Below are 18604 nucleotides of genomic sequence, written 5' to 3' on the forward strand. Positions count from 1 at the left end.
GACAGCTCAGCCTTGCGGCTTGGCGTCACCGCCCTGGAGGATTTCCATTGCGGCACGCTCCAGGATGCCTGAAATGCGGGCCGCTTCAGCCGGTGACCAGGGATGACGCATGCGCAGCGCCGAGCGGAGCAGTTCGCGGGCGGCGCGAACCTCACGGTCGTCGCGCATGAACTCCTCGTTCTCCTCGTGGCGGCGGCCATGCTGTTCCGGATCGAACATGCGGTTGACGAAGGCCATCTTCTCGCCGACGCGCTCAAGCTTGCTGAAAATGCCGTCAATCATGGCGCGGTTCTCCTCGACTTTGCGCTTGCCGCTTTCGGTGATCTTGTAAAGCTTCTTGGTGCCCTCGGCCTCGACTTCGGTCAGGCCGGTTTCTTCCAGATAGGTCAGCGCCGGGTAGATGACCCCGGGGCTCGGCACGTAGAAGCCGCCGGAGCGCTCTTCCAGCACCTTGATCAGTTCATAGCCGTGGCGCGGCTGCTCGTTGAGCAGCGCCAGAAGCACGATCTGCAGATCGCCTGCCGAAAATTTCCGGCCCATTCCCATGCGGATCGCATCGCCGAACATGCCGCCGCCACCGCCTCTAAAGCCTCTCATAGCTCTTCCTTTCATCGTTAGTCATATCGAATGCTATGTCGTAAAACATATATCGTACGATATTGCGTTTCAAGATACACATCTCGAATTTCTGAAATTGATCGATCGATGAGAATTACTTGTTTGCGGTGCAGCAAGAACGGCGCGATAAGCGTGGCATGTTGGCACGTAATGACAATGAGCCCGTCAGTCTGTTCCGCACGGCGCTTGCCGGGATGATCGCCATGGCCGCGGCCATGGGCTTCGGGCGCTTCTCCTACACGCCGATCCTGCCGGGCATGATGACCGGCGTTCCGCTCTCGGCATCGGATGCCGGCTTCATCGCCTCGGCGAATTTCGTCGGTTATCTCGCGGGTGCCATTCTTGCCGCCTATGGCTGGGCGGCGGGGCGGGAGCGCTTCGTGGCGCTGTCGGCTTTGGCACTCAGCACGCTGCTACTGGCAGCGATGGGCGTGACGACCTCGGTGCCCGTCTTCGCTGCAATCCGGTTCCTCGCCGGTCTCGCCAGCGCCTTTGCAATGATCTTCACCTCGTCGATCGTCCTCAGCCATGGGGCTGCAGCGGGGAACGACCATGTGCAATCGGCGCATTTCGGCGGGCCGGGGGCGGGGATCGCGCTATCGTCGGTCATGGTGCTGCTGATCGGTCTCCTCTATCCCGTTGTCGGCGCCTGGCAAGCCGACTGGTTCGGCGGGGCGATCTTCTCTGCGGTCAGTCTTGCCGCCGTCTGGTATCTGCTGCCGGCCGGCCCGGCACGTTCGCAGCAGTCAGGGCCGGAGCCTGCCATCCGCTGGAACCGGCCGATGACGCTGGTGACGCTTTCCTACGGGATCTTCGGCTTCGGCTATGTGATCACCGCCACCTTCCTCGTTGCCATCGCGCGCATGGATGCCGCCGGGCAGATGGTGGAGTTTCTCTGCTGGTTCATCGCGGGGCTGACATCGGCGGTCGCGCTGTTTGCCTGGAAGCCCTTCGTCAAGCCGCTTGGCCTCGGTGGCGTCTATGTGGCCGCGCTGGTGGTTGAAGCGGCGGGCGTTCTGGCCACCGTCATGCTGCCGCATTCGCTGGCGCCGCTGATCGGCGGCGGGTTGTTCGGCGCGACCTTTCTGGCCATCACCGCCTTCGGCCTGCAGATCGGCCGCAAGCTGTCGCCCGATAGCCCGCGGCGGATCTTCGCGATGATGACGGCGGCCTTCGGGCTCGGCCAGATCGTCGGGCCGCTGGTCGCCGGCTGGGTGGCGCAAGGCACCGGCAGCTTCACACTGCCGACCTATATGGCGGCGGCCGCGCTCGTCCTCTGCGCGCTCCTGGTGCTGCCGGTCATCAAGAAACTGGGATAAGCCGTTACAAATACGTAAGAATGGCCCGCGGCCATTGCTGCCTTCTTCGAACTGCCTTAATTTCCCGCACAATCAGTGCTGTCAAAGCAAATGCCGACTCTGTTCAAGAAAGCCGCGCAAACGTGTTCGTCTCCTATTTCCCGAAGCCGAAACTGTTCTTCACATCCGCTATCGTTTGGGCGCTGATCGGCGTTCTTCTCTGGTATTTCGGAGGCTCCGGCCTCGGTGCCGCGATGGGCTTGCCGCCGCTGCCGGCCGGGGAGGAGGCGGTGATCGGCGTTTCCGTCTTCTGGTCGAAACCGTTCCTCTGGTTCTACATCTATTACGCGGTCTTCGTCGCCCTATTCGCGGGCTTCTGGTTCACCTACAGCCCGCACCGCTGGCAGAATTGGTCGGTGCTCGGCTCGGCGCTGATCATCTTCAACACCTATTTCTCGGTGCAGGTGAGCGTGGCGATCAATGCGTGGTACGGACCGTTCTACGACATGATCCAGCGGGCGCTGGCGCGTCAGGACCCGATACCGAGCGCTGCCGACCTCTACTGGGGCATGACCGGCTTTGCGGGCATCGCCTTCGTCGCCATCACCGTTGGCGTGCTGAACCTGTTCTTCGTCAGCCACTATATCTTCCGCTGGCGCACCGCGATGAACGAATTCTACATGTCCTACTGGCCGAAGCTGCGCCATATCGAAGGCGCTTCGCAGCGTGTTCAGGAAGATACGATGCGCTTCTCGACCACGGTCGAAAGCCTTGGCGTCAACCTCGTCAGCTCGATCATGACGCTGATCGCCTTCCTGCCGGTGCTGTTCAAGTTCTCCGGCACGGTCACCGAACTTCCAATTATCGGCGAAGTCCCGCATGCGCTCGTCTGGGCGGCGATCTGCTGGTCGCTGTTCGGAACGGTGTTTCTGGCGGCGGTCGGGATCAAGCTGCCGGGCCTCGAGTTCCGCAACCAGCGCGTTGAAGCGGCCTACCGCAAGGAACTGGTTTATGGCGAGGACCATGACGACCGCGCGGATCCGATCACAGTGGCGCAGCTGTTCGCCAACGTGCGGCGCAACTACTTCCGCCTCTATTTCCACTACATGTATTTCAACGTTGCCCGTATCTTTTATCTGCAGGCGGACAATCTGTTTGGCACTTTCGTGCTCGTGCCGTCGATCGTTGCGGGCAAGCTGACGCTTGGCGTCATGAGCCAGATCCAGAATGTGTTCGGACAGGTGCGTGAATCGTTCCAGTATCTCGTCAATTCCTGGACGACGATCGTCGAGCTGCTGTCCATCTACAAGCGTCTTCGGACGTTCGAATCGGCGATTGATGGGGAGCCGTTGCCGGCGATCGATCAGCGGTATCTGGACCGTGAAGGTGGGGTTGTCCATCAGGACGGCTGAGCACCCGAGCTAACTTGCCGATAGCTTTGAGCGAGCAGCCCCCTCATTCGGCTGCCGCCACCTTCTCCCCGCTGGGGAGAAGGGACCCAGCCTTGAACGCTTACACTTCCCTTCTCCCCAGCGGGGAGAAGGTGCCCGAAGGGCGGATGGGGGGCGCTTGCGCTCCGGCCAATCTCCTCATGCTGCCGAATTGAAGCGGCGTTACAGCCCCGAAGCGTCCTGCTCTTTCAGTTTCCCGCGCGCCAGAATCATCGGAATCGCCTCGGAATAGCTGACACAAGCGACGTCGCTGCGGTGGCAGACGTCGCTGACCAGCCGGTCGAGTGCCCGCCAATAGGCGCCGCCGTTCATTTCGACGAAATGGAAGCCGAGCTGCAGCGGGATGCGGTTGCCAGCATATTGCTTGTCGAAGGCTTCCTTGAAGGCGGCGTAGGAGCGCTCTTCGAAGGTCTTGCTGTCGGCGGCGTCTTCTTCGCCCTTGGAGTGGCGGACGAAGAGGTTGTAGTCCATGCCGATGATCGGACGGTCCTTCGGTCCCTCGGGGATCAGCGGCAGGCCGAAGCGGATGATGCCGTCTTCGATGACGGGCATGGCCGGTCCCTTGGTGACGAGGCTGGCGTCATAGGTGAAGCCCGCCTTCTTTTCTGCCGTGATCATGTCGCTGCCCGCCGTTGCCGAGAGGTAGGGGGCGCGAAAACCCTTGATGCCGTGATCGGCGAGATCCTGCCAGCCATCAGGCTCCTGCAGACCGACGCCCTTCCAGGCATTCTTCAGCGTCGCCTTGAAGGTCGCGTATTCATCCGACCAGTCGGCGCCGCTCCACTGGCGGCCGTCGAAATGGCCGCAGGCATGGCTGGAGATGTCGTGTCCCTCCAGATGCGCATGCCAGATGTTGCCGAGCCGCTCGCGGATTTCGCCGTCGCTCTGGGCGAAGCCGACATTCGACTTTCCGCGTTTCTGATGAGGGGCTTGGTAGGCCTTCTTCGCATCCTGATTCATCAGGAAGGTGCAGGACAGAAAATAAGTGAAGTGCGCGCCGTTCTTCGCCGCCATCTCGCGGCTCTTCTGCCAGAGCGCGTTGTCGTGGGCGCCGTCGAAGGAAATGATGACGAGCTGCTTCGGCTGATCGGCAGCGAAGGCTGCGGAGGGCAGGGCAACGGAAAGGGCGAGACAGGCAGAGGAAATGGAACGAAACATGGGCACCGCGACAATTTGTTTGCGGCTTTCCTGTTACAGAATTGCGGCGAAGCTGCGGTCGCGCTGGCATTTTCGCCGGTCAACCGGTATCCAGCATCAGCATCTATCAATCAGGAATATCAGCCATGGCCTTGCTTGCCTTAAGCCTCGTTCTTTTCCTCGGTCTTCATCTGATCCGCGTCGTCGCACCCGGCTTCCGGCTGGCGATGATCGAGAAGCTCGGCAAGCCCGTGTGGATCGCCTTCCATTCGATCGCCAGCATCCTGACGCTTGTGTTCGTCGCCTATGCCTTCGTGACGGCGCGCAGCGAGCCGATCGGCATGCTCTACAATCCGCCGGCGGGCATGGCGCATCTGACCGTCACGCTGATGCTTGTCGCCGTTATCTGTTTTGTCGCCGGCTTTCTGCCGGCCGGCCATATCCGGGCGAAGACCAAGCATCCCGTCGTGCTTTCGGTGAAGATCTGGGCGCTCGCTCATCTGCTGTCGAATGGCGAGGCCTATTCCGTCCTGCTGTTTGCGGCGTTTCTCGCCTGGGGCGTCATCCTGCGCATCTCGCTGAAGCGCCGCTGGCGCCGCGGCGAGATCACCCTTCCGGTGTTCGTTTCGGGCAAATACGATCTCTACGCCGTCGTCATCGGTGTCATCGTCTGGGCGCTGATGATCTGGCGCGTGCATGAATGGCTGATCGGCGTGGCGCCGCTGCCGATGCTGGCTTCCTGAGGAATCTCAGATATCCCCCTTACATCGGCCGCAAAATGGGGTAGAAGGCCCAACAATATGCGCAAACGCATAAACTGGGCTTTTCCTGCCGGAGACGAGAATGGCATTCAACGACGACAGCTTCATTCGTGAAGTCAATGAGGAACTGCGTTCCGACCAGATGAAGGGCGCATGGCGCCGCTTTGGCCGCTACCTGATCGCGCTCGCCGTCCTGATCGTTCTCGGCACCGTCGGCTTCAAGGTCTACCAGTATTGGGACGACAATGCCTCGTCCAGCACCGGCGACCAGTTCCTGGCGGCGATGAAGCTGGCAGACGAAAACAAGAACGACGAAGCGATCGCCGCTCTCGACAAGCTGGAAAAGGAAGGCCATGGCGCCTATCCGGTTCTGGCCCGCATGCGCGCCGCGACCGTTCTTTCCGCCAAGGGCGACAATGCCGGCGCCGTTGCTGCATTCCAGACGATCGGCAAGGATCAGTCGGTTCCGGAAGCCGTGCGCAGCGCGGCCAAGCTTCGCGCCGGCTGGTTGCTGATCGATACCGGTACCTACGATCAGGTCGTTGCCGAACTCGAGGACATGGCGATCCCTGCCAATGCCTTCCGCCACTCGGCCCGCGAAGCGCTCGGCATTGCCGCCTACAAGGCCGGCAACATGGCGCAGGCGCGTACCTGGTTCACGCAGATCACTGAAGATGCCGCGAGCCCGCGCAATGTTGCCAACCGGGCGCAGATGATGCTTGATAATATCACCGCATCCGGCAAAGCGCCCGCCGCACAGGGCTGAGCTTAAGGAAACCTGATGAGTTTTACGGTCGCCATCGTCGGTCGCCCGAATGTCGGTAAATCGACGCTTTTCAACCGCCTGGTTGGGAAGAAGCTGGCGCTTGTCGATGACACGCCGGGCGTTACCCGCGACCGCCGTCCTGGCGACGCGCGGCTGATGGGCCTGACCTTCACCATCATCGACACTGCCGGTCTCGAAGAGGCTGACGAAGAGAGCCTGCAGGGCCGCATGCGTTTGCAGACAGAAGCGGCGATCGACGAGGCGGATCTTTCGCTCTTCGTCGTCGATGCCAAGTTCGGCCTGACACCTGTTGACAAGGATCTCGCCGAGATGCTGCGCCGCCGCGGTAAGCCGGTGGTGCTGGTTGCCAACAAGTCGGAAGCCAAGGGCTCCGATGGCGGGTTCTACGATGCCTATACGCTCGGCCTCGGTGAACCGACGCCGATTTCTGCCGAACACGGCCAGGGCATGCTTGATCTGCGCGACGCCATCGTCGAGGCGATCGGCAAGGACCGAGCCTATGCCAAGCAGGAAGACGACGCCGTCACCGACGTCGATGTCCGCGACGAATTCGAAGACGACGACTACGAGCCGGAATACGACGACACCAAGCCGTTGCGCGTGGCGATCATCGGCCGCCCGAATGCCGGCAAGTCGACGCTGATCAACCGCTTTCTCGGCGAAGACCGTCTGCTGACGGGTCCGGAAGCCGGCATTACCCGCGACAGCATTTCCGTCGAGTGGGACTGGCAGGGCCGGACCATCAAGATGTTCGATACCGCCGGCATGCGCAAAAAGGCGCGTGTCACCGAGAAGCTTGAAAAGCTGTCGGTTGCGGATTCGCTGCGCTCGATCCGCTTTGCCGAAACGGTGGTGATCGTCTTCGATTCGACCATTCCGTTCGAAAAGCAGGACCTGCAGCTGGTGGATCTGGTGATCCGCGAAGGCCGCGCCGCCGTTCTCGCCTTCAACAAGTGGGACATGATCGAGGATCCGCAGGCCGTGCTTGCCGATCTCCGGGAAAAGACCGAGCGGCTGCTGCCGCAGGCGCGCGGCATTCGCGCCGTACCGATCTCCGGCCAGACCGGCCGTGGGCTCGACAAGCTGATGCAGTCGATCATCGAGACCGACCGTGTCTGGAACAAGCGCATCTCGACCTCGAAGCTCAATCGCTGGCTGGAGCAGCAGCAGGTGCAGCATCCGCCGCCCGCCGTCTCCGGCCGCCGCCTGAAGCTGAAATACATGACGCAGGTCAAGGCCCGCCCGCCGGCCTTCATGATCTCCTGCACGCGCGCCGATTCCCTGCCAGAATCCTACACGCGCTTCCTGATCAACAGCCTGCGCGTCGATTTCGACATGCCGAGCGTGCCGATCCGGATCCACTACCGCGAGAAGGAAAACCCCTACGAGGGGAAGAGGCGGCGGACTTAGGGTTAGCCAGCCTTTTAGCTTTGAGCGTGCGGCCCCCTCATCCGGCTGCCGCCACCTTCTCCCCGCTGGGGAGAAGGGATTCGCCGCGCCGTTCCGCTTGATGGTGCAGGAATGAATACGCTGATGTTTTCCCTTCTCCCCAGTGGGGAGAAGGTGCCCGTAGGGCGGATGTGGAGGCTGCTTGCGCCAACCTCAAATTACTTCAGGCCTCAAACCAATCACTCCGCAGCGATCGCCGCCTTCCGCCTTGGCAAGGTCTTGGCATATTGCCAGGCGCGCTTCCATTTCGGGGCGATGACGCCGTTGGCGGCGCGGATGTTGTTGATGAACTGCTGCGTTGCCGCTTCCCAGGAGTAATTCAGCGCCAGCTCGCGGGCCTTTTCGCGGGAGGCCGAAAGTGCGGCCAGGCAGGCGGCACGCAGGTCATCATCAAGCGCGCCGACTTCGCCGTCATCGCCGATGATGTCGAGCGGGCCGGTGACCGGATAGGCGGCGACCGGGACGCCGGAGGCGAGCGCTTCCAGGATGGTGTTGCCGAAGGTATCGGTCAGCGACGGGAAGACGAAGACGTCGGCCTGGGCGTAGATCGCGGCCAGTTCCTCGCCGAACTTGATGCCGGTGAAAAGCACATCGGGGTAGCGCCTGGCAAGCTCGGCACGCGCCGGGCCATCGCCGACGACGACCTTCGAGCCGGGCAGGTCGAGATCGAGGAAAGCGGGCAGGTTCTTTTCGAGCGCGACGCGGCCAACGGTCATGAAGACGGGGCGCTGCAGGCCGAAGGGCTTTTCCTCGAGTTCGGCCGGGTGGAACTGCGAGGCGTCGATGCCGCGCGTCCAGGGCATCAGGTTGCGGATGCCTTTTTCTGCCAGTTCGCGGGCGAGGCTGGGGGTTGCGACCATACAGCCGGCGCCCGAATTGTGGAACCAACGGACGAAAGCGTAGAGCCAGCTCTTCGGCACCGGCAGGCGTGCCGAGACATATTCCGGAAAGCGGGTGTGATAGCTGGTGGAGAAGGGCATGCGGTTCTTCAGGCACCAGCGCCGCGCCGTCAGCCCGAGCGGGCCTTCGGTGGCGATGTGAACGTAGGACGGCCGGTGTTTTTCGATCTCGCGGGCAACACGGCCATAGCGGGCGACCGACAGGCGGATCTCGGGATAGGTCGGGCAGGGGAAGCTCGCGAAGCGCTCTGGCGTGACCATCGATACTTCGACGCCCATCTTCGCCAGCTCGCGATTGGTGTTCTCGATCGAGCGCACGACGCCATTGACCTGCGGGTGCCAGGCGTCGGTGACGATAACGAGGCGTTCGGGTACCGTGCCGGGTGCGGTATTGGCCCAGCTCTCGCCATTCAGGCTCTTCGAAGGATGTTGAAGCATATCCCGTATCCATCCAGGCCGCCGGCTTCGGCGGACACGACCCCAGGCAGGCTTGCTCCACATATGGAGCGATTCCCGCATGCCTTATTTTGAAGGCTTTCCGTGATGGATTTATTACAGAGCGCTTGGAGAGCCGGGCTCAGAGCCCGAGCTTGTCCCTGGCGACCAGTGCGCCGTGTTCGCTGACGACGCGGGCTGCGACCTTGGCGGCGAAGCGGGCGCTTGTCTCGGCGTCTTTGGTCTCCAGGTATTTCGCCAGGAAGGAACCGTTGAAGCTGTCGCCGGCGCTGGTCGTATCGACGACGGTCTCGACCTTTTCGGCCGGAACCATGGCGCGCTTGCCTTCGAAATCCAGCGTGGCGCCATCAGCCCCGTTCTTGACGACGATGTTCTGGGCGCCAAGCGCGCGGTAGCGGTGGATGGTCGCCTCGATCGAATCGTCGCCGAAATGCGAGGCTTCGTCGTCGAAGCTCGGCATGACGAGCGTCGAGGCGCGGGCGCCTTCGCTGATGACCGTGTGCATGACGTCATAGCTCGACCAGAGCCGCGGGCGGATGTTCGGATCGAAGACCACTGTTTTGCCGGATGCCTTGGCGCGGCGAGTTTCGGCCAGCAGCGTGTCGGTATCCTCGCGCGGTAGGATGGCCAGCGTGATGCCGGAGAAATAGATGACGTCGGAGGCTTCCACCGCCTCGCGCAGGCGGTCGGGGTCGGCGGCCAGCTGCCTGGCGGCGGAGCTGTCGCGCCAATAGCTGAACGAGCGTTCGCCGTTCCTGAGATTGATCATGTAGAGGCCGGGCGCCTTGCCCTTGATGCGGCGAATATGGCCCGTGCCGATGCCGTGGCTCTCGAAGAAGGCGGCCATCTCATCGGACATGGCGTCGTCGCCGAGGGCGGTGAAGTAATCGACGGTCCAGGAGGCGGGCATGCAGGCGCGGGCATACCAGGCCGTGTTCAGCGTGTCGCCAGCAAAGCCCTTTCGCAGCAGGCCTTCACCAGCCTGCGACAGCTCCACCATGCATTCACCGATCGAAAGAAAGCGTCCGCTCAAATCAGCCTCCCGGAATTCCTAAGCGTCTGCTGCTTACGCGCAGAGGCTTCGGGTGGCAAGCGCACAGGACGCGCAAACGGCCCGCTTTGGGCGGGCCGTCTGTTTTCGAAACGCGGTTTTTGAAGCTTAGCCGATTTCCGGGCAGCCACGGCGATTGGCGAAAATGATCCGGTCCGGACCACCGCGCGTCCAGCCGCGAACGGTGACACTGCGGTCGGTGACGCGGACGACTTCGGCGCGGCGCAGGCCCGCATCGCGGGCGGCCATCACGGCTTCGCGCGGGCTGCAGCCGCGGCGGAAATCGCGATCGCGGTCACCGTAGCGATCCCTGTCGCGGTCACGATCGTAAATGCGCACGCCATCAGGACCAATGCGGAACTGCACGTCCTGCGCCTGCGCAAAGCTTACGGGCAGCGCGACGCTGCCCAGGGTGAGTGCCAGAGCAAGACCGGCATTCGAGATCAATTTCAGCATTATTCTTTCCTCCATTCGGAGCCCTACCAAGACCCGGAACATGTGTTTTACGAGAGGGGAAACTGCCCCGGAGCGTCATTTGTTCCGCTCCGGGGCAAGCGCTGGAGCTGTCCGCGTGTTGCGCGCGTCAGTCGCCAGGGCGGATCTGAGATCAGCGATCCATGTGATAGCAGGCCGCCGATTGCCCGGGGCGGACCTGCTCCGTCGGCGGCATTTCGGTGCGACAGATGTCGGTCGCCTTCCAGCAGCGGGGCGAGAAGACGCAGCCCTTCGGCGGGTTGAGCGGCGAGGGCGGATCGCCCTGCAGACGGATGCGGGTGCGCTGCCGTGCAAGCTTCGGATCCGGGATCGGGGCTGCCGAGAAGAGCGCCTGCGTATAGGGGTGAGCGGGGTTTTCGAACACCGTCGCGCAATCGCCTGCCTCGACCACCTTGCCGAGATAGAGCACCAGCACGTCATCCGAAATCAGCCGCACGACCGAAAGGTCATGGCTGATGAAGATCAGCGTCAGGCCGAATTCCTTGCGCAGCTTTCTGAGCAGGGTGATCACCTGCCCTTGGATCGACACGTCGAGCGCCGAAACCGGCTCGTCGCAGATGATCAGCTTCGGCTTGGTCACGACGGCGCGGGCAATGCCGATACGCTGCGCCTGGCCGCCCGAGAATTCGTGCGGGTAGCGGTTGATCATTTCGGGTACGAGGCCGACGGCATTCATGATGTCGCGGACGCGCTCCAGCCGCTCTGCTCTCGACAGCTTCGGCTCGAAGACCGTCAACGGTTCGGCGATGATGTCGCCGACCGTCATGCGCGGATCGAGCGATGCGATCGGATCCTGGAAGATGATCTGCATGTCGCGGCGTGCGGCCCGCATCTCCTCGTCGGGGAGATCGAGCAGGTTGCGGCCCTGCCAGAGGATGCGGCCCTTCTGCGAGGTCAGCAGCCGCAGGATCGAGCGGCCGAGCGTGGACTTGCCGCAGCCGGACTCGCCGACGATGCCGAGGGTGCGGCCTTCCTTGAGGTCGAAGCTCACATTGTTGACCGCTGTCAGCATGACCGGCGGCTTGAAGAAGCCCTTGGCGGGCAGTTCGAACTGGGTCGTCAGGTTCTCGACCCGGAGCAGGGAACGGTCAGCCATGGATCAGAAGCTCCTCGCGGCGCGGGAAGGGATGGTAGCAGGCGGCACAGTGGCGGGGCGCCAGCGTCTCGAGCGTTGGCGGGCGATCGATGCAATCGTCCTGAACCTGCGAACAGCGGGGCGAGAAATTGCAGCCCTTCGGCAGGTGCTGCAGGTTCGGCGGCCGTCCGGGGATGACGACGAGTTCATCGACATCCTGATCCGGGCGCGGGATCGAGGCATGAAGCGCTGCCGTGTAGGGATGCGCCGGATTGTCGAAGAGCTCGTCGACCGGCGCTTCTTCGACGATGCGCCCGGCATACATGACGGCGACGCGGTCTGCGAGGCCGGCAACGACACCGAGATCGTGGGTGATCATCACCAGTGCCGTGTTCATCTCCGAGGTTAGGTCGTTGAACAGATCGAGGATCTGCGCCTGGATGGTGACATCGAGCGCCGTCGTCGGTTCGTCGGCGATCAGGAGTTTCGGCTTGGTCAGGAGCGCCATGGCGATGACGATGCGCTGGCGCATGCCGCCGGAGAGCTCGTGCGGGTAAAGATTGAAGCGCCTCGTGGGATCAGGGATACCGACCCGCTTCAGCATGTCGAGGGCTTCGGCGGAGGCGGCGCGCGCCGTGAAGCCGCGGTGAACCTCAAGCTGTTCCGTCAGTTGCCGGGAAATCCTGAGAGACGGATTCAAGGCGGTCATCGGGTCCTGGAAGACCATGGCCATGTCCTTGCCGCGCACCTGGTCGAGCTCTTTCGGCTTCAGCGACAGCACGTCGCGTCCTTCAAGCAGCGCCTGGCCCGATGTTCTGCCGTTCTTGGCAAGCAGGCCCATGACGCCGAGGAAGGTCTGGCTCTTGCCGGAGCCGGATTCACCGACGATGGCGACGCGCTCGCCGCGCTTGATCGACAGGTTCATGTTGGAGACGGCCTTTACCTGGCCGTCCGAGGTCTCGAAGGTGATCGAGTAGTCTTTGAGTTCCAGAAGGTTTTCGGTCATGTCAGCGATCCTTCGGGTCGAACGCGTCGCGCAGGCCGTCGCCGATGAACAGCAGGCTGAGCAGCAGGGCGACAAGGAAACCGGCCGGGAAGATCAGCAGCCAGGGCATGCTTTCCATGGCATCCGTGCCTTCGGCGATCAGCGTGCCGAGCGAGGTCAGCGGTTCCTGCACGCCGAAGCCGAGATAGGAGAGGAAGCTCTCCGTGGCGATGATCTCAGGCACGGTCAGTGCTGCGAAGATCACGACAGGGCCGATCAGGTTCGGGATGATGTGCTTGATGATGATCTTGAGCGGCCGCTGGCCGGAGGCGCGTGCGGCCTCGATGAACTCACGGTGCTTGATCGACAGCGTCTGGCCGCGAACGATGCGAGCCATGGTCAGCCATTCGAGCGCGCCGATCGCTGCAAAGAGCAGATAGACGTTGCGGCCGAAGATCACCATCAAGAGGATGACGAAGAGGATGTAGGGGAAGGCGTACATGATGTCGACGAAGCGCATCATGATGGAATCCAGCCGTCCGCCGATATAGCCGGAGATGGCGCCGTAGAGCACGCCGATGACCACCGAGACCAGCGTTGCGGTGAAGGCGACGGCGAGCGAGATGCGGGTGCCGTACAGCACGCGGGCCAGCAGGTCGCGGCCGTTCGGGTCGGTGCCGAAATAGTGGCCGGTTTCGAAGGAGGGCGGGATGCGGAAGGCGGCCCAGTCCGGATCCTCGTAGTTATAGGGGATGAACCACGGGCCGATGAAGGCGACGAGAACCAGGAGCACGAGGACGACGATCGAGACGACTGCGGCCTTGTTGCGCGACAGGCGCCGGAGCGCGTCCTTGGTGAGCGAGCGGCCTTCCGGCGCCAGGCCTTCGGCCTCCAGTAGCTCGGCTGCCAGCAACTCGCGTTTGGCAGGATTGAGGATCATCGGTTTCTCACTTTCGGATCGAGCCACGCATAGGCGATATCGACGAGAAGGTTCAAAAAGACGATCAGCACCATGTAGAAGATGACCGTGCCGAGAACCATGCCGTAATCGCGGTTCAGCGCTGCGTTGATGAAATAGCGGCCGATGCCGGGCAGTCCGAAGACGCTTTCGACAACCAGCGAGCCGGTGAGAAGATAACTGGCCGCCGGGCCGAGATAGGAGACGACGGGCATCATGGCGGGCTTCAGCGCATGGCGCATGACCGTCAGACGCGGGCCGATGCCCTTGGCCTTGGCGGTGCGGATATAGTTCTGGCCCATCACCTCGATCATCGATCCGCGGGTGATGCGCGAGATACGGCCCGCATGCGGCAGCGCCAGCACGACGACGGGCAGCACCAGATATTTCAGCGAGCCGTCACCCCAGCCGCCGACCGGAAGCCAGGCGAGATGGATGCCGAAGACCAGCTGCAGGATCGGCGCGATCAGGAAGTTCGGCAGCACGACGCCCACCAGGATCAGCGCGCCCAGAATGTAATCCGGCGTCTTGTTCTGATAGAGCGCCCCAAGACAGCCGACGAAGACGCCGATGATGATGGCGAGCAGGAAAGCGGCTGTGCCGATCGTGAAGGTATAGGGCAGGCCGATCATGATCTGCTGCGCGACGGTGAAGTCTTCGCTGGCAAATGACGGGCCGAGATCGCCTCTCAGCAGATCACCCACATAGATGAGGTACTGCTGGATGAGCGGCTTATCCAGATTGTAGTGGACAGCCAGGTTCTTCAGGATCACCGGCGGCAATGGCCTTTCGCCATCGAAGGGGCCGCCGGGGGCAAGGCGCAAAACGAAAAAGCAGGCTGTGACGGCGATCCACAGAACCGGGATCGTCGACAGCAATCGACGGAGTGCATATTTGATCATGATCGTGGACCGGCCCTTTCCGCGCGGGGCGGAAAGGGCCGTTTTCCTTTACTCTTTCATCGACAGCCAGCGGGTGCGGTGGATGTCCTGGACGTTGTCGACGAAGCCCTCGATCTTGGGCGAAACGACGTTCTTGGATACGTAATAGTAGATCGGCAGCGCGGCGGAATCATCCAGCGCGATCTGCTCGGCCTTCTTGAACATTTCGGCGCGCTTGGTCAGATCGGTCTGGGCGTTGCCGTCCTTGATCAGCTTGTCGTATTCCGGGTTGGACCAGCGGCCATAGTTCATCTGGACGCCCGTGACGAGCAGGTTCAGGAAGTTGTCGGGGTCGTTGTAGTCGGCGAGCCAGCCGGCACGGCCGATCTGCACTTCGCCGCGCTGCAGCTGGTCGTAATGCACCTTGGTTTCGGCATTGACGAGCTCGACATTGACGCCCAGCGGCTTCCACATCGAGGCGATCGCCACGGCGATGCGCTTGTGGTTGTCGTTGGTGTTGTACTTGAGCTCGGCCGTCAGCGGGTGATCAGGACCGAAGCCTGCTTCCTTGAGCAGCTTCTTGGCTTCCTCGACCTTGTCCTTGTAGGGCAGGTCCTTCCAGGAGACATAAGCCGGATCGCCGTAATTCGCCGTGCCTGGCGGGACCCAGGAATAGGCCGGCAGTTCGCCGGTGCCGAGGATCTGCGGGCCGATGACTTCGCGGTTGATCGCCATGGACAGGGCCTGGCGGACGCGCTTGTCGCTGAAGGGCGGCTTCTGCGAATTGATGACGTAGTAGTAGAGACCGGAGAACGGCGCGACATGCGCCTGGCCCGGCAGGTTCTTCTTCATCCACTCGTACTGGTCGGTCGGGAAGTCGGTGAGGATGTCGAATTCGCCGGCGCGGTAGCGCTTCAGCGCCGCTTCCTGGTCTTCGAGAACGAAGAACTTGGCACCGTCGATCTTCACGTCCTTGGCGCCGTAATACTGGTCGTTCTTGACGGTGGTGACGTGCGAGCCCGGAACCCATTCGGTCGGCTTATAGGGGCCGTTGGTGACGATGTTGCCGATCTTCACCCAGTCGGCGCCCTTGGCTTCCACCACATGCTTCGGCAGCGGATAGGCGGTGTAGTGCATCAGCGCGTTGATGAAATAAGGGGTCGGATTTTCGAGCGTGATCTCGAGCGTCTTGTCATCGACAGCCTTGACGCCGAGCTGGTTGAGATCGGCGATCTCGCCCTTGTTGATCTTTTCCGCGTTCTTGATGGTGAACTGCAGGTAGGCATAATCGGCGGCGTTCTTCGGGTCGACGAGGCGCTGGAAGGCGAAGACGAAGTCTCCGGCCGTTACCGGCTGGCCATCGGACCACTTGATGCCGTCGCGAAGCTTGAAGGTGTAGACCTTGCCGTCATCGGACACTTTCCAGCTCTCGGCCTGGCCGGGAATCGGATTGTCCTTGGCGTCTTCCGTGACGAGACCTTCGAAAATGTCGCCGGCGATGCGGTTTTCCCAGTCGCCTGACAGTTTCTGCGGATCGAGCGACGTCGGGTCGCCGCCATTGTGGATGTTGATCGTGGCCGCGTGGGCCGAGAAAGCCAGCAATGTGCCAAACATTGCGGAAGCTAGAATTTTTTTCGTTATATGGTTCATGGTTGGGCCACCTTTCCAGGCTTTGTCGCCTGTTTTTAGTCATTTGTTCCCGGTTTTGACCTGTTACGTGCAGGTCAACGCGCACCTTATCGCAAAGGTTTGGCGTTGCAACCCCCCTTGCGAAGGGGTCGTCCTGGGTGTGGACAAGCCTATATGCGGCACGAATTTGCCTTTCCGCGTCCACCCCAGAATAGGCTGTTAACGCAGTTGTTTTTTGTTTTCCGGGCTTTAGAGCCTTTCTTGGTTCTATTGAAGCATTCTGCCGGAGCAGGTTTTCGTCAGGGCAAAGGCGATTGGCGAGGGCATACCCAAAGGTACGGTCGAGCCGATCGCCTTTGATCCTGGCGGAAAGATGCCCGGCCCTTCGGGTTGGCTGAAACGGGCCGCCTGATCGACCGGCTGGCTTGGCCGTAGATGTGGCTACGACGCGCGCCAGCCGGTCGACCATCCGACTCCGTTTGAGCCAACAGAATGCTTCAATAGAACCAAGAAAGGCTCTAGTCTGTGCGCGAACGAACCATTCGGAGAGTGCATTCATGGCGGTGAAGTCGGCGGACTGGTGGCGGGGCGCGGTGATCTATCAGGTCTATCCACGCTCTTTTCAGGATACGAACAGCGACGGTCTGGGCGACCTGAAGGGAATCACGCGCCGGTTGCCGTATATTGCCAGCCTCGGCGTCGATGCCATCTGGCTCTCGCCCTTCTTCAAGTCACCGATGGCCGATATGGGCTACGACGTTTCCGATTATTGCGACGTCGATCCGATCTTCGGCACGCTCGACGATTTCGACGAGATGATGAAGGCCGCGCATGCGCATGGCATCAAGGTGATAATCGACCAGGTGATCTCCCACACCTCGGACCAGCATCCCTGGTTCGTCGAGAGCCGCGCAAGCCGCGATAATCCGAAGGCCGACTGGTATGTCTGGGCCGATCCGAAACGGGACGGCACGGCACCGAACAACTGGCTGTCGATCTTCGGCGGGCCGGGCTGGGAATGGGATGGCGTGCGCCGCCAATATTACCAGCACAACTTCCTGACCTCGCAGCCCGATCTGAACTTCCACAACAAGGAGGTTCAGGACGCGGTGCTGAAGACCGTGAAATTCTGGCTCGACCGCGGCGTCGATGGCTTCCGCCTGGATACGGTGAACTACTATTTCTGCGACAAGCTGCTGCGCGATAACCCTCCGCACGAACCCGACGAGAGCGATGCGGGGCTCGATGCGCCCGACAGCAATCCCTACGGCATGCAGAACCATCTCTACGACAAGACGCAGTCCGAGAATGTCGATTTCCTCAAGCGCTTCCGGGCGCTGCTCGACCAGTATGAGGACCGGACGACAGTCGGCGAGGTCGGCGACGGCGCGCGTTCGCTGAAGACGGTGGCCGCCTATGTCAGCGGCGGCGACAAGTTGCATATGTGCTACACGTTCGACCTGCTCGGCCCCGATTTCACCGCTGCCCATATCCGCAAATGCGTTGATACGTTCCAGCGCATGGTGGCGAACGGATGGGTCTGCTGGGCCTTCTCCAACCACGACGTCAACCGCCATGTCAGCCGTTTCGCAAAGACCGAAGCCGAACGCCCCGTCATCGCCAAGCTGGCGATTTCGGTGCTGGCGGCGCTGCGCGGCTCGATCTGCCTCTACCAGGGCGAGGAACTCGGCCTTCCCGAAGCCGAGCTCGCCTTCGAAGACCTGCGCGATCCCTACGGCATCCGCTTCTGGCCGGCCTTCAAGGGCCGCGACGGATGCCGCACGCCGATGCCCTGGGAGGCGGCCAAGGCGCATGCCGGGTTCACCGGCGCGGAGAAGAGCTGGTTGCCGGTGCCCTACGAGCAGGCAGCGCTATCGGTCGATACGCAGGAAACGGATGCGGCTTCGGTGCTTTCGCATTACCGGGAAACGCTGGCATTCCGCAAACAGCATCCGGCGCTCATCGACGGCGACATGGAATTCATCGGTACCAATCAGGACCTGCTGGCGTTCACACGGACGAAGGGTGGAGAGAAGCTGCTATTCGTCTTCAATCTGACACGCGAGGCGGCAGAGTTTAAATTGCCTGCGGGGATGAAGGTCGCTGGGGGGCTTGCTGTGCCGGGGCTGAAGGGCGAAGTGTCAGGCGGGGCGATCAGGCTTGCGCCACTGAGCGGTTATTGTGGAGAGTTGGGCTGATCACGCCGCGGAGGGGCGCTTGATTGTCTGGTCACCACGCCCGGCAATCAGTCCCTCGATCGATATGTCTTCGTCGAGTTCGTCCCAATGGAGACCCATCGGACTGATCTCGACGGCGGCGCGCTGTTCGGTTGTTGCGGAAAGCAGGCGCGGAAACCAAGCGAGCGGTACACCGAGTGTGCGGCCATCATCGAGCACGACCCACATGGTGTTTTCATCGAAGCTGACTTCAGTTGCTGAAATGCTCATGCCACGCTCTTTCGATCGCCGATTGGTTCTTTGCGACTTCCCGAATGATATCAGCAAGCTCGCTGCGATTGAAGCCTCTGCTCGCGGCGATGCCGATGGCCGGTTCCAGCCAGATCTTCGCTTCGCCGCTGGGGCCGCGGATATGGATGTGGATGGGCTCGCGCGGATTGCCTTCGTTTGAATAGAAGAAGAACTTCAGGTTTCCGAATCTGAAAACGACAGGCATC

18 protein-coding genes are annotated in these 18604 nt (G+C 61.9%); 6 read left to right on the forward strand and 12 right to left on the reverse strand.

Features of this window, described 5'->3' with window-relative positions; genetic code table 11:
- Nucleotides 1-6 precede the first annotated feature (6 nt).
- Nucleotides 7-597, reverse strand: a complete 591-nt coding sequence (locus AC1DJO_RS00260) for a PadR family transcriptional regulator (protein WP_112515656.1) — start codon at nucleotides 595-597, stop codon at nucleotides 7-9.
- A gap of 158 nt (nucleotides 598-755) precedes the next feature.
- Here AC1DJO_RS00260 and AC1DJO_RS00265 point away from each other — a divergent pair, with 158 nt between their 5' ends.
- Both AC1DJO_RS00265 and bacA read left to right on the forward strand, forming a co-directional pair.
- Complete coding sequence (locus AC1DJO_RS00265; RefSeq protein ID WP_477968347.1) at nucleotides 756-1937, forward strand: YbfB/YjiJ family MFS transporter; 1182 nt, start codon at nucleotides 756-758, stop codon at nucleotides 1935-1937.
- A gap of 122 nt (nucleotides 1938-2059) precedes the next feature.
- The gene (gene bacA, locus AC1DJO_RS00270) at nucleotides 2060-3328 is read left to right on the forward strand and encodes a bacteroid development protein BacA (RefSeq protein ID WP_477968349.1); all 1269 of its coding nucleotides are present in this window, start codon (nucleotides 2060-2062) and stop codon (nucleotides 3326-3328) included.
- Between the two features lie 201 nt (nucleotides 3329-3529).
- Here the strand turns inward: bacA and AC1DJO_RS00275 are convergent, their stop codons facing one another.
- Nucleotides 3530-4525: a polysaccharide deacetylase family protein gene (locus AC1DJO_RS00275; RefSeq protein WP_477968351.1), complete on the reverse strand. Its 996-nt coding sequence runs from the start codon at nucleotides 4523-4525 to the stop codon at nucleotides 3530-3532.
- Between the two features lie 125 nt (nucleotides 4526-4650).
- Between AC1DJO_RS00275 and AC1DJO_RS00280 the strand changes: the two genes are divergently transcribed.
- The 3 genes from AC1DJO_RS00280 to der all read left to right on the forward strand — a co-directional run bounded on the left by AC1DJO_RS00280 (nucleotide 4651) and on the right by der (nucleotide 7462).
- The gene (locus AC1DJO_RS00280; protein WP_112390301.1) at nucleotides 4651-5247 is read left to right on the forward strand and encodes an NnrU family protein; all 597 of its coding nucleotides are present in this window, start codon (nucleotides 4651-4653) and stop codon (nucleotides 5245-5247) included.
- Nucleotides 5248-5347: 100 nt separating this feature from the next.
- Nucleotides 5348-6031 carry a tetratricopeptide repeat protein gene (locus tag AC1DJO_RS00285; protein ID WP_477949337.1) on the forward strand — a complete coding sequence of 228 codons (684 nt, stop codon included), beginning with the start codon at nucleotides 5348-5350 and terminating at the stop codon, nucleotides 6029-6031.
- 15 nt (nucleotides 6032-6046) lie between these two features.
- On the forward strand, nucleotides 6047-7462 hold the full coding sequence (gene der / locus AC1DJO_RS00290) for a ribosome biogenesis GTPase Der (RefSeq protein WP_477968353.1): 1416 nt from the start codon (nucleotides 6047-6049) through the stop codon (nucleotides 7460-7462).
- A 218-nt stretch (nucleotides 7463-7680) separates the two neighbouring features.
- On the opposite strand, the gene AC1DJO_RS00295 is transcribed toward der, so the two are convergent.
- The 8 genes from AC1DJO_RS00295 to AC1DJO_RS00330 all read right to left on the reverse strand — a co-directional run bounded on the left by AC1DJO_RS00295 (nucleotide 7681) and on the right by AC1DJO_RS00330 (nucleotide 15951).
- Nucleotides 7681-8838 (reverse strand): glycosyltransferase family 4 protein, encoded by a 1158-nt coding sequence (locus tag AC1DJO_RS00295; protein WP_477968355.1) that lies wholly within the window; start codon nucleotides 8836-8838, stop codon nucleotides 7681-7683.
- A gap of 139 nt (nucleotides 8839-8977) precedes the next feature.
- Complete coding sequence (locus AC1DJO_RS00300) at nucleotides 8978-9889, reverse strand: sugar kinase (RefSeq protein ID WP_477968357.1); 912 nt, start codon at nucleotides 9887-9889, stop codon at nucleotides 8978-8980.
- A 126-nt stretch (nucleotides 9890-10015) separates the two neighbouring features.
- The gene (locus AC1DJO_RS00305) at nucleotides 10016-10363 is read right to left on the reverse strand and encodes a hypothetical protein (RefSeq protein ID WP_112386173.1); all 348 of its coding nucleotides are present in this window, start codon (nucleotides 10361-10363) and stop codon (nucleotides 10016-10018) included.
- 151 nt (nucleotides 10364-10514) lie between these two features.
- The gene (locus tag AC1DJO_RS00310; protein ID WP_477968359.1) at nucleotides 10515-11498 is read right to left on the reverse strand and encodes an ABC transporter ATP-binding protein; all 984 of its coding nucleotides are present in this window, start codon (nucleotides 11496-11498) and stop codon (nucleotides 10515-10517) included.
- A complete protein-coding gene (locus AC1DJO_RS00315) occupies nucleotides 11491-12483 on the reverse strand; it encodes an ABC transporter ATP-binding protein (protein ID WP_477968361.1) in 993 nt (330 codons plus the stop codon). Before AC1DJO_RS00315 ends, AC1DJO_RS00310 begins: the two co-directional genes overlap by 8 nt.
- A gap of 1 nt (nucleotide 12484) precedes the next feature.
- Nucleotides 12485-13402, reverse strand: a complete 918-nt coding sequence (locus tag AC1DJO_RS00320; protein ID WP_112386176.1) for an ABC transporter permease subunit — start codon at nucleotides 13400-13402, stop codon at nucleotides 12485-12487.
- A complete protein-coding gene (locus AC1DJO_RS00325; protein ID WP_112515669.1) occupies nucleotides 13399-14322 on the reverse strand; it encodes an ABC transporter permease subunit in 924 nt (307 codons plus the stop codon). Before AC1DJO_RS00325 ends, AC1DJO_RS00320 begins: the two co-directional genes overlap by 4 nt.
- Before the next feature lie 48 nt (nucleotides 14323-14370).
- Nucleotides 14371-15951, reverse strand: coding sequence for a peptide ABC transporter substrate-binding protein (locus AC1DJO_RS00330; protein ID WP_112515670.1), 1581 nt, complete (start codon nucleotides 15949-15951; stop codon nucleotides 14371-14373).
- A gap of 536 nt (nucleotides 15952-16487) precedes the next feature.
- Between AC1DJO_RS00330 and bglA the strand changes: the two genes are divergently transcribed.
- Complete coding sequence (gene bglA, locus AC1DJO_RS00335) at nucleotides 16488-18128, forward strand: beta-galactosidase BglA (RefSeq protein ID WP_477968363.1); 1641 nt, start codon at nucleotides 16488-16490, stop codon at nucleotides 18126-18128.
- Here bglA and AC1DJO_RS00340 read toward each other — a convergent pair whose 3' ends face one another.
- Nucleotides 18129-18377: a DUF2442 domain-containing protein gene (locus AC1DJO_RS00340; protein ID WP_477949319.1), complete on the reverse strand. Its 249-nt coding sequence runs from the start codon at nucleotides 18375-18377 to the stop codon at nucleotides 18129-18131.
- Nucleotides 18358-18603: a DUF4160 domain-containing protein gene (locus tag AC1DJO_RS00345; protein ID WP_477968365.1), complete on the reverse strand. Its 246-nt coding sequence runs from the start codon at nucleotides 18601-18603 to the stop codon at nucleotides 18358-18360. The genes AC1DJO_RS00340 and AC1DJO_RS00345 overlap by 20 nt, the downstream gene beginning before the upstream one ends.
- Between the last annotated feature and the right edge of the window lies 1 nt (nucleotide 18604).

The sequence above is a fragment of the Rhizobium sp. 05N430 genome, assembly GCF_056396985.1.

What these genes read in the sequence shown, in the direction of transcription:
- AC1DJO_RS00260 (WP_112515656.1), bottom strand. Translation starts at nt 597, where the DNA reads ATGAGAGGCTTTAGAGGCGGTGGCGGCGGCATGTTCGGCGATGCGATC.
- AC1DJO_RS00265 (WP_477968347.1), top strand. Translation starts at nt 756, where the DNA reads ATGTTGGCACGTAATGACAATGAGCCCGTCAGTCTGTTCCGCACGGCG.
- AC1DJO_RS00275 (WP_477968351.1), bottom strand. Translation starts at nt 4,525, where the DNA reads ATGTTTCGTTCCATTTCCTCTGCCTGTCTCGCCCTTTCCGTTGCCCTG.
- AC1DJO_RS00280 (WP_112390301.1), top strand. Translation starts at nt 4,651, where the DNA reads ATGGCCTTGCTTGCCTTAAGCCTCGTTCTTTTCCTCGGTCTTCATCTG.
- AC1DJO_RS00285 (WP_477949337.1), top strand. Translation starts at nt 5,348, where the DNA reads ATGGCATTCAACGACGACAGCTTCATTCGTGAAGTCAATGAGGAACTG.
- der (WP_477968353.1), top strand. Translation starts at nt 6,047, where the DNA reads ATGAGTTTTACGGTCGCCATCGTCGGTCGCCCGAATGTCGGTAAATCG.
- AC1DJO_RS00295 (WP_477968355.1), bottom strand. Translation starts at nt 8,838, where the DNA reads ATGCTTCAACATCCTTCGAAGAGCCTGAATGGCGAGAGCTGGGCCAAT.
- AC1DJO_RS00305 (WP_112386173.1), bottom strand. Translation starts at nt 10,363, where the DNA reads ATGCTGAAATTGATCTCGAATGCCGGTCTTGCTCTGGCACTCACCCTG.
- AC1DJO_RS00310 (WP_477968359.1), bottom strand. Translation starts at nt 11,498, where the DNA reads ATGGCTGACCGTTCCCTGCTCCGGGTCGAGAACCTGACGACCCAGTTC.
- AC1DJO_RS00315 (WP_477968361.1), bottom strand. Translation starts at nt 12,483, where the DNA reads ATGACCGAAAACCTTCTGGAACTCAAAGACTACTCGATCACCTTCGAG.
- AC1DJO_RS00320 (WP_112386176.1), bottom strand. Translation starts at nt 13,402, where the DNA reads ATGATCCTCAATCCTGCCAAACGCGAGTTGCTGGCAGCCGAGCTACTG.
- AC1DJO_RS00325 (WP_112515669.1), bottom strand. Translation starts at nt 14,322, where the DNA reads ATGATCAAATATGCACTCCGTCGATTGCTGTCGACGATCCCGGTTCTG.
- AC1DJO_RS00330 (WP_112515670.1), bottom strand. Translation starts at nt 15,951, where the DNA reads ATGAACCATATAACGAAAAAAATTCTAGCTTCCGCAATGTTTGGCACA.
- bglA (WP_477968363.1), top strand. Translation starts at nt 16,488, where the DNA reads ATGGCGGTGAAGTCGGCGGACTGGTGGCGGGGCGCGGTGATCTATCAG.
- AC1DJO_RS00340 (WP_477949319.1), bottom strand. Translation starts at nt 18,377, where the DNA reads ATGAGCATTTCAGCAACTGAAGTCAGCTTCGATGAAAACACCATGTGG.
- AC1DJO_RS00345 (WP_477968365.1), bottom strand. Translation starts at nt 18,603, where the DNA reads ATGCCTGTCGTTTTCAGATTCGGAAACCTGAAGTTCTTCTTCTATTCA.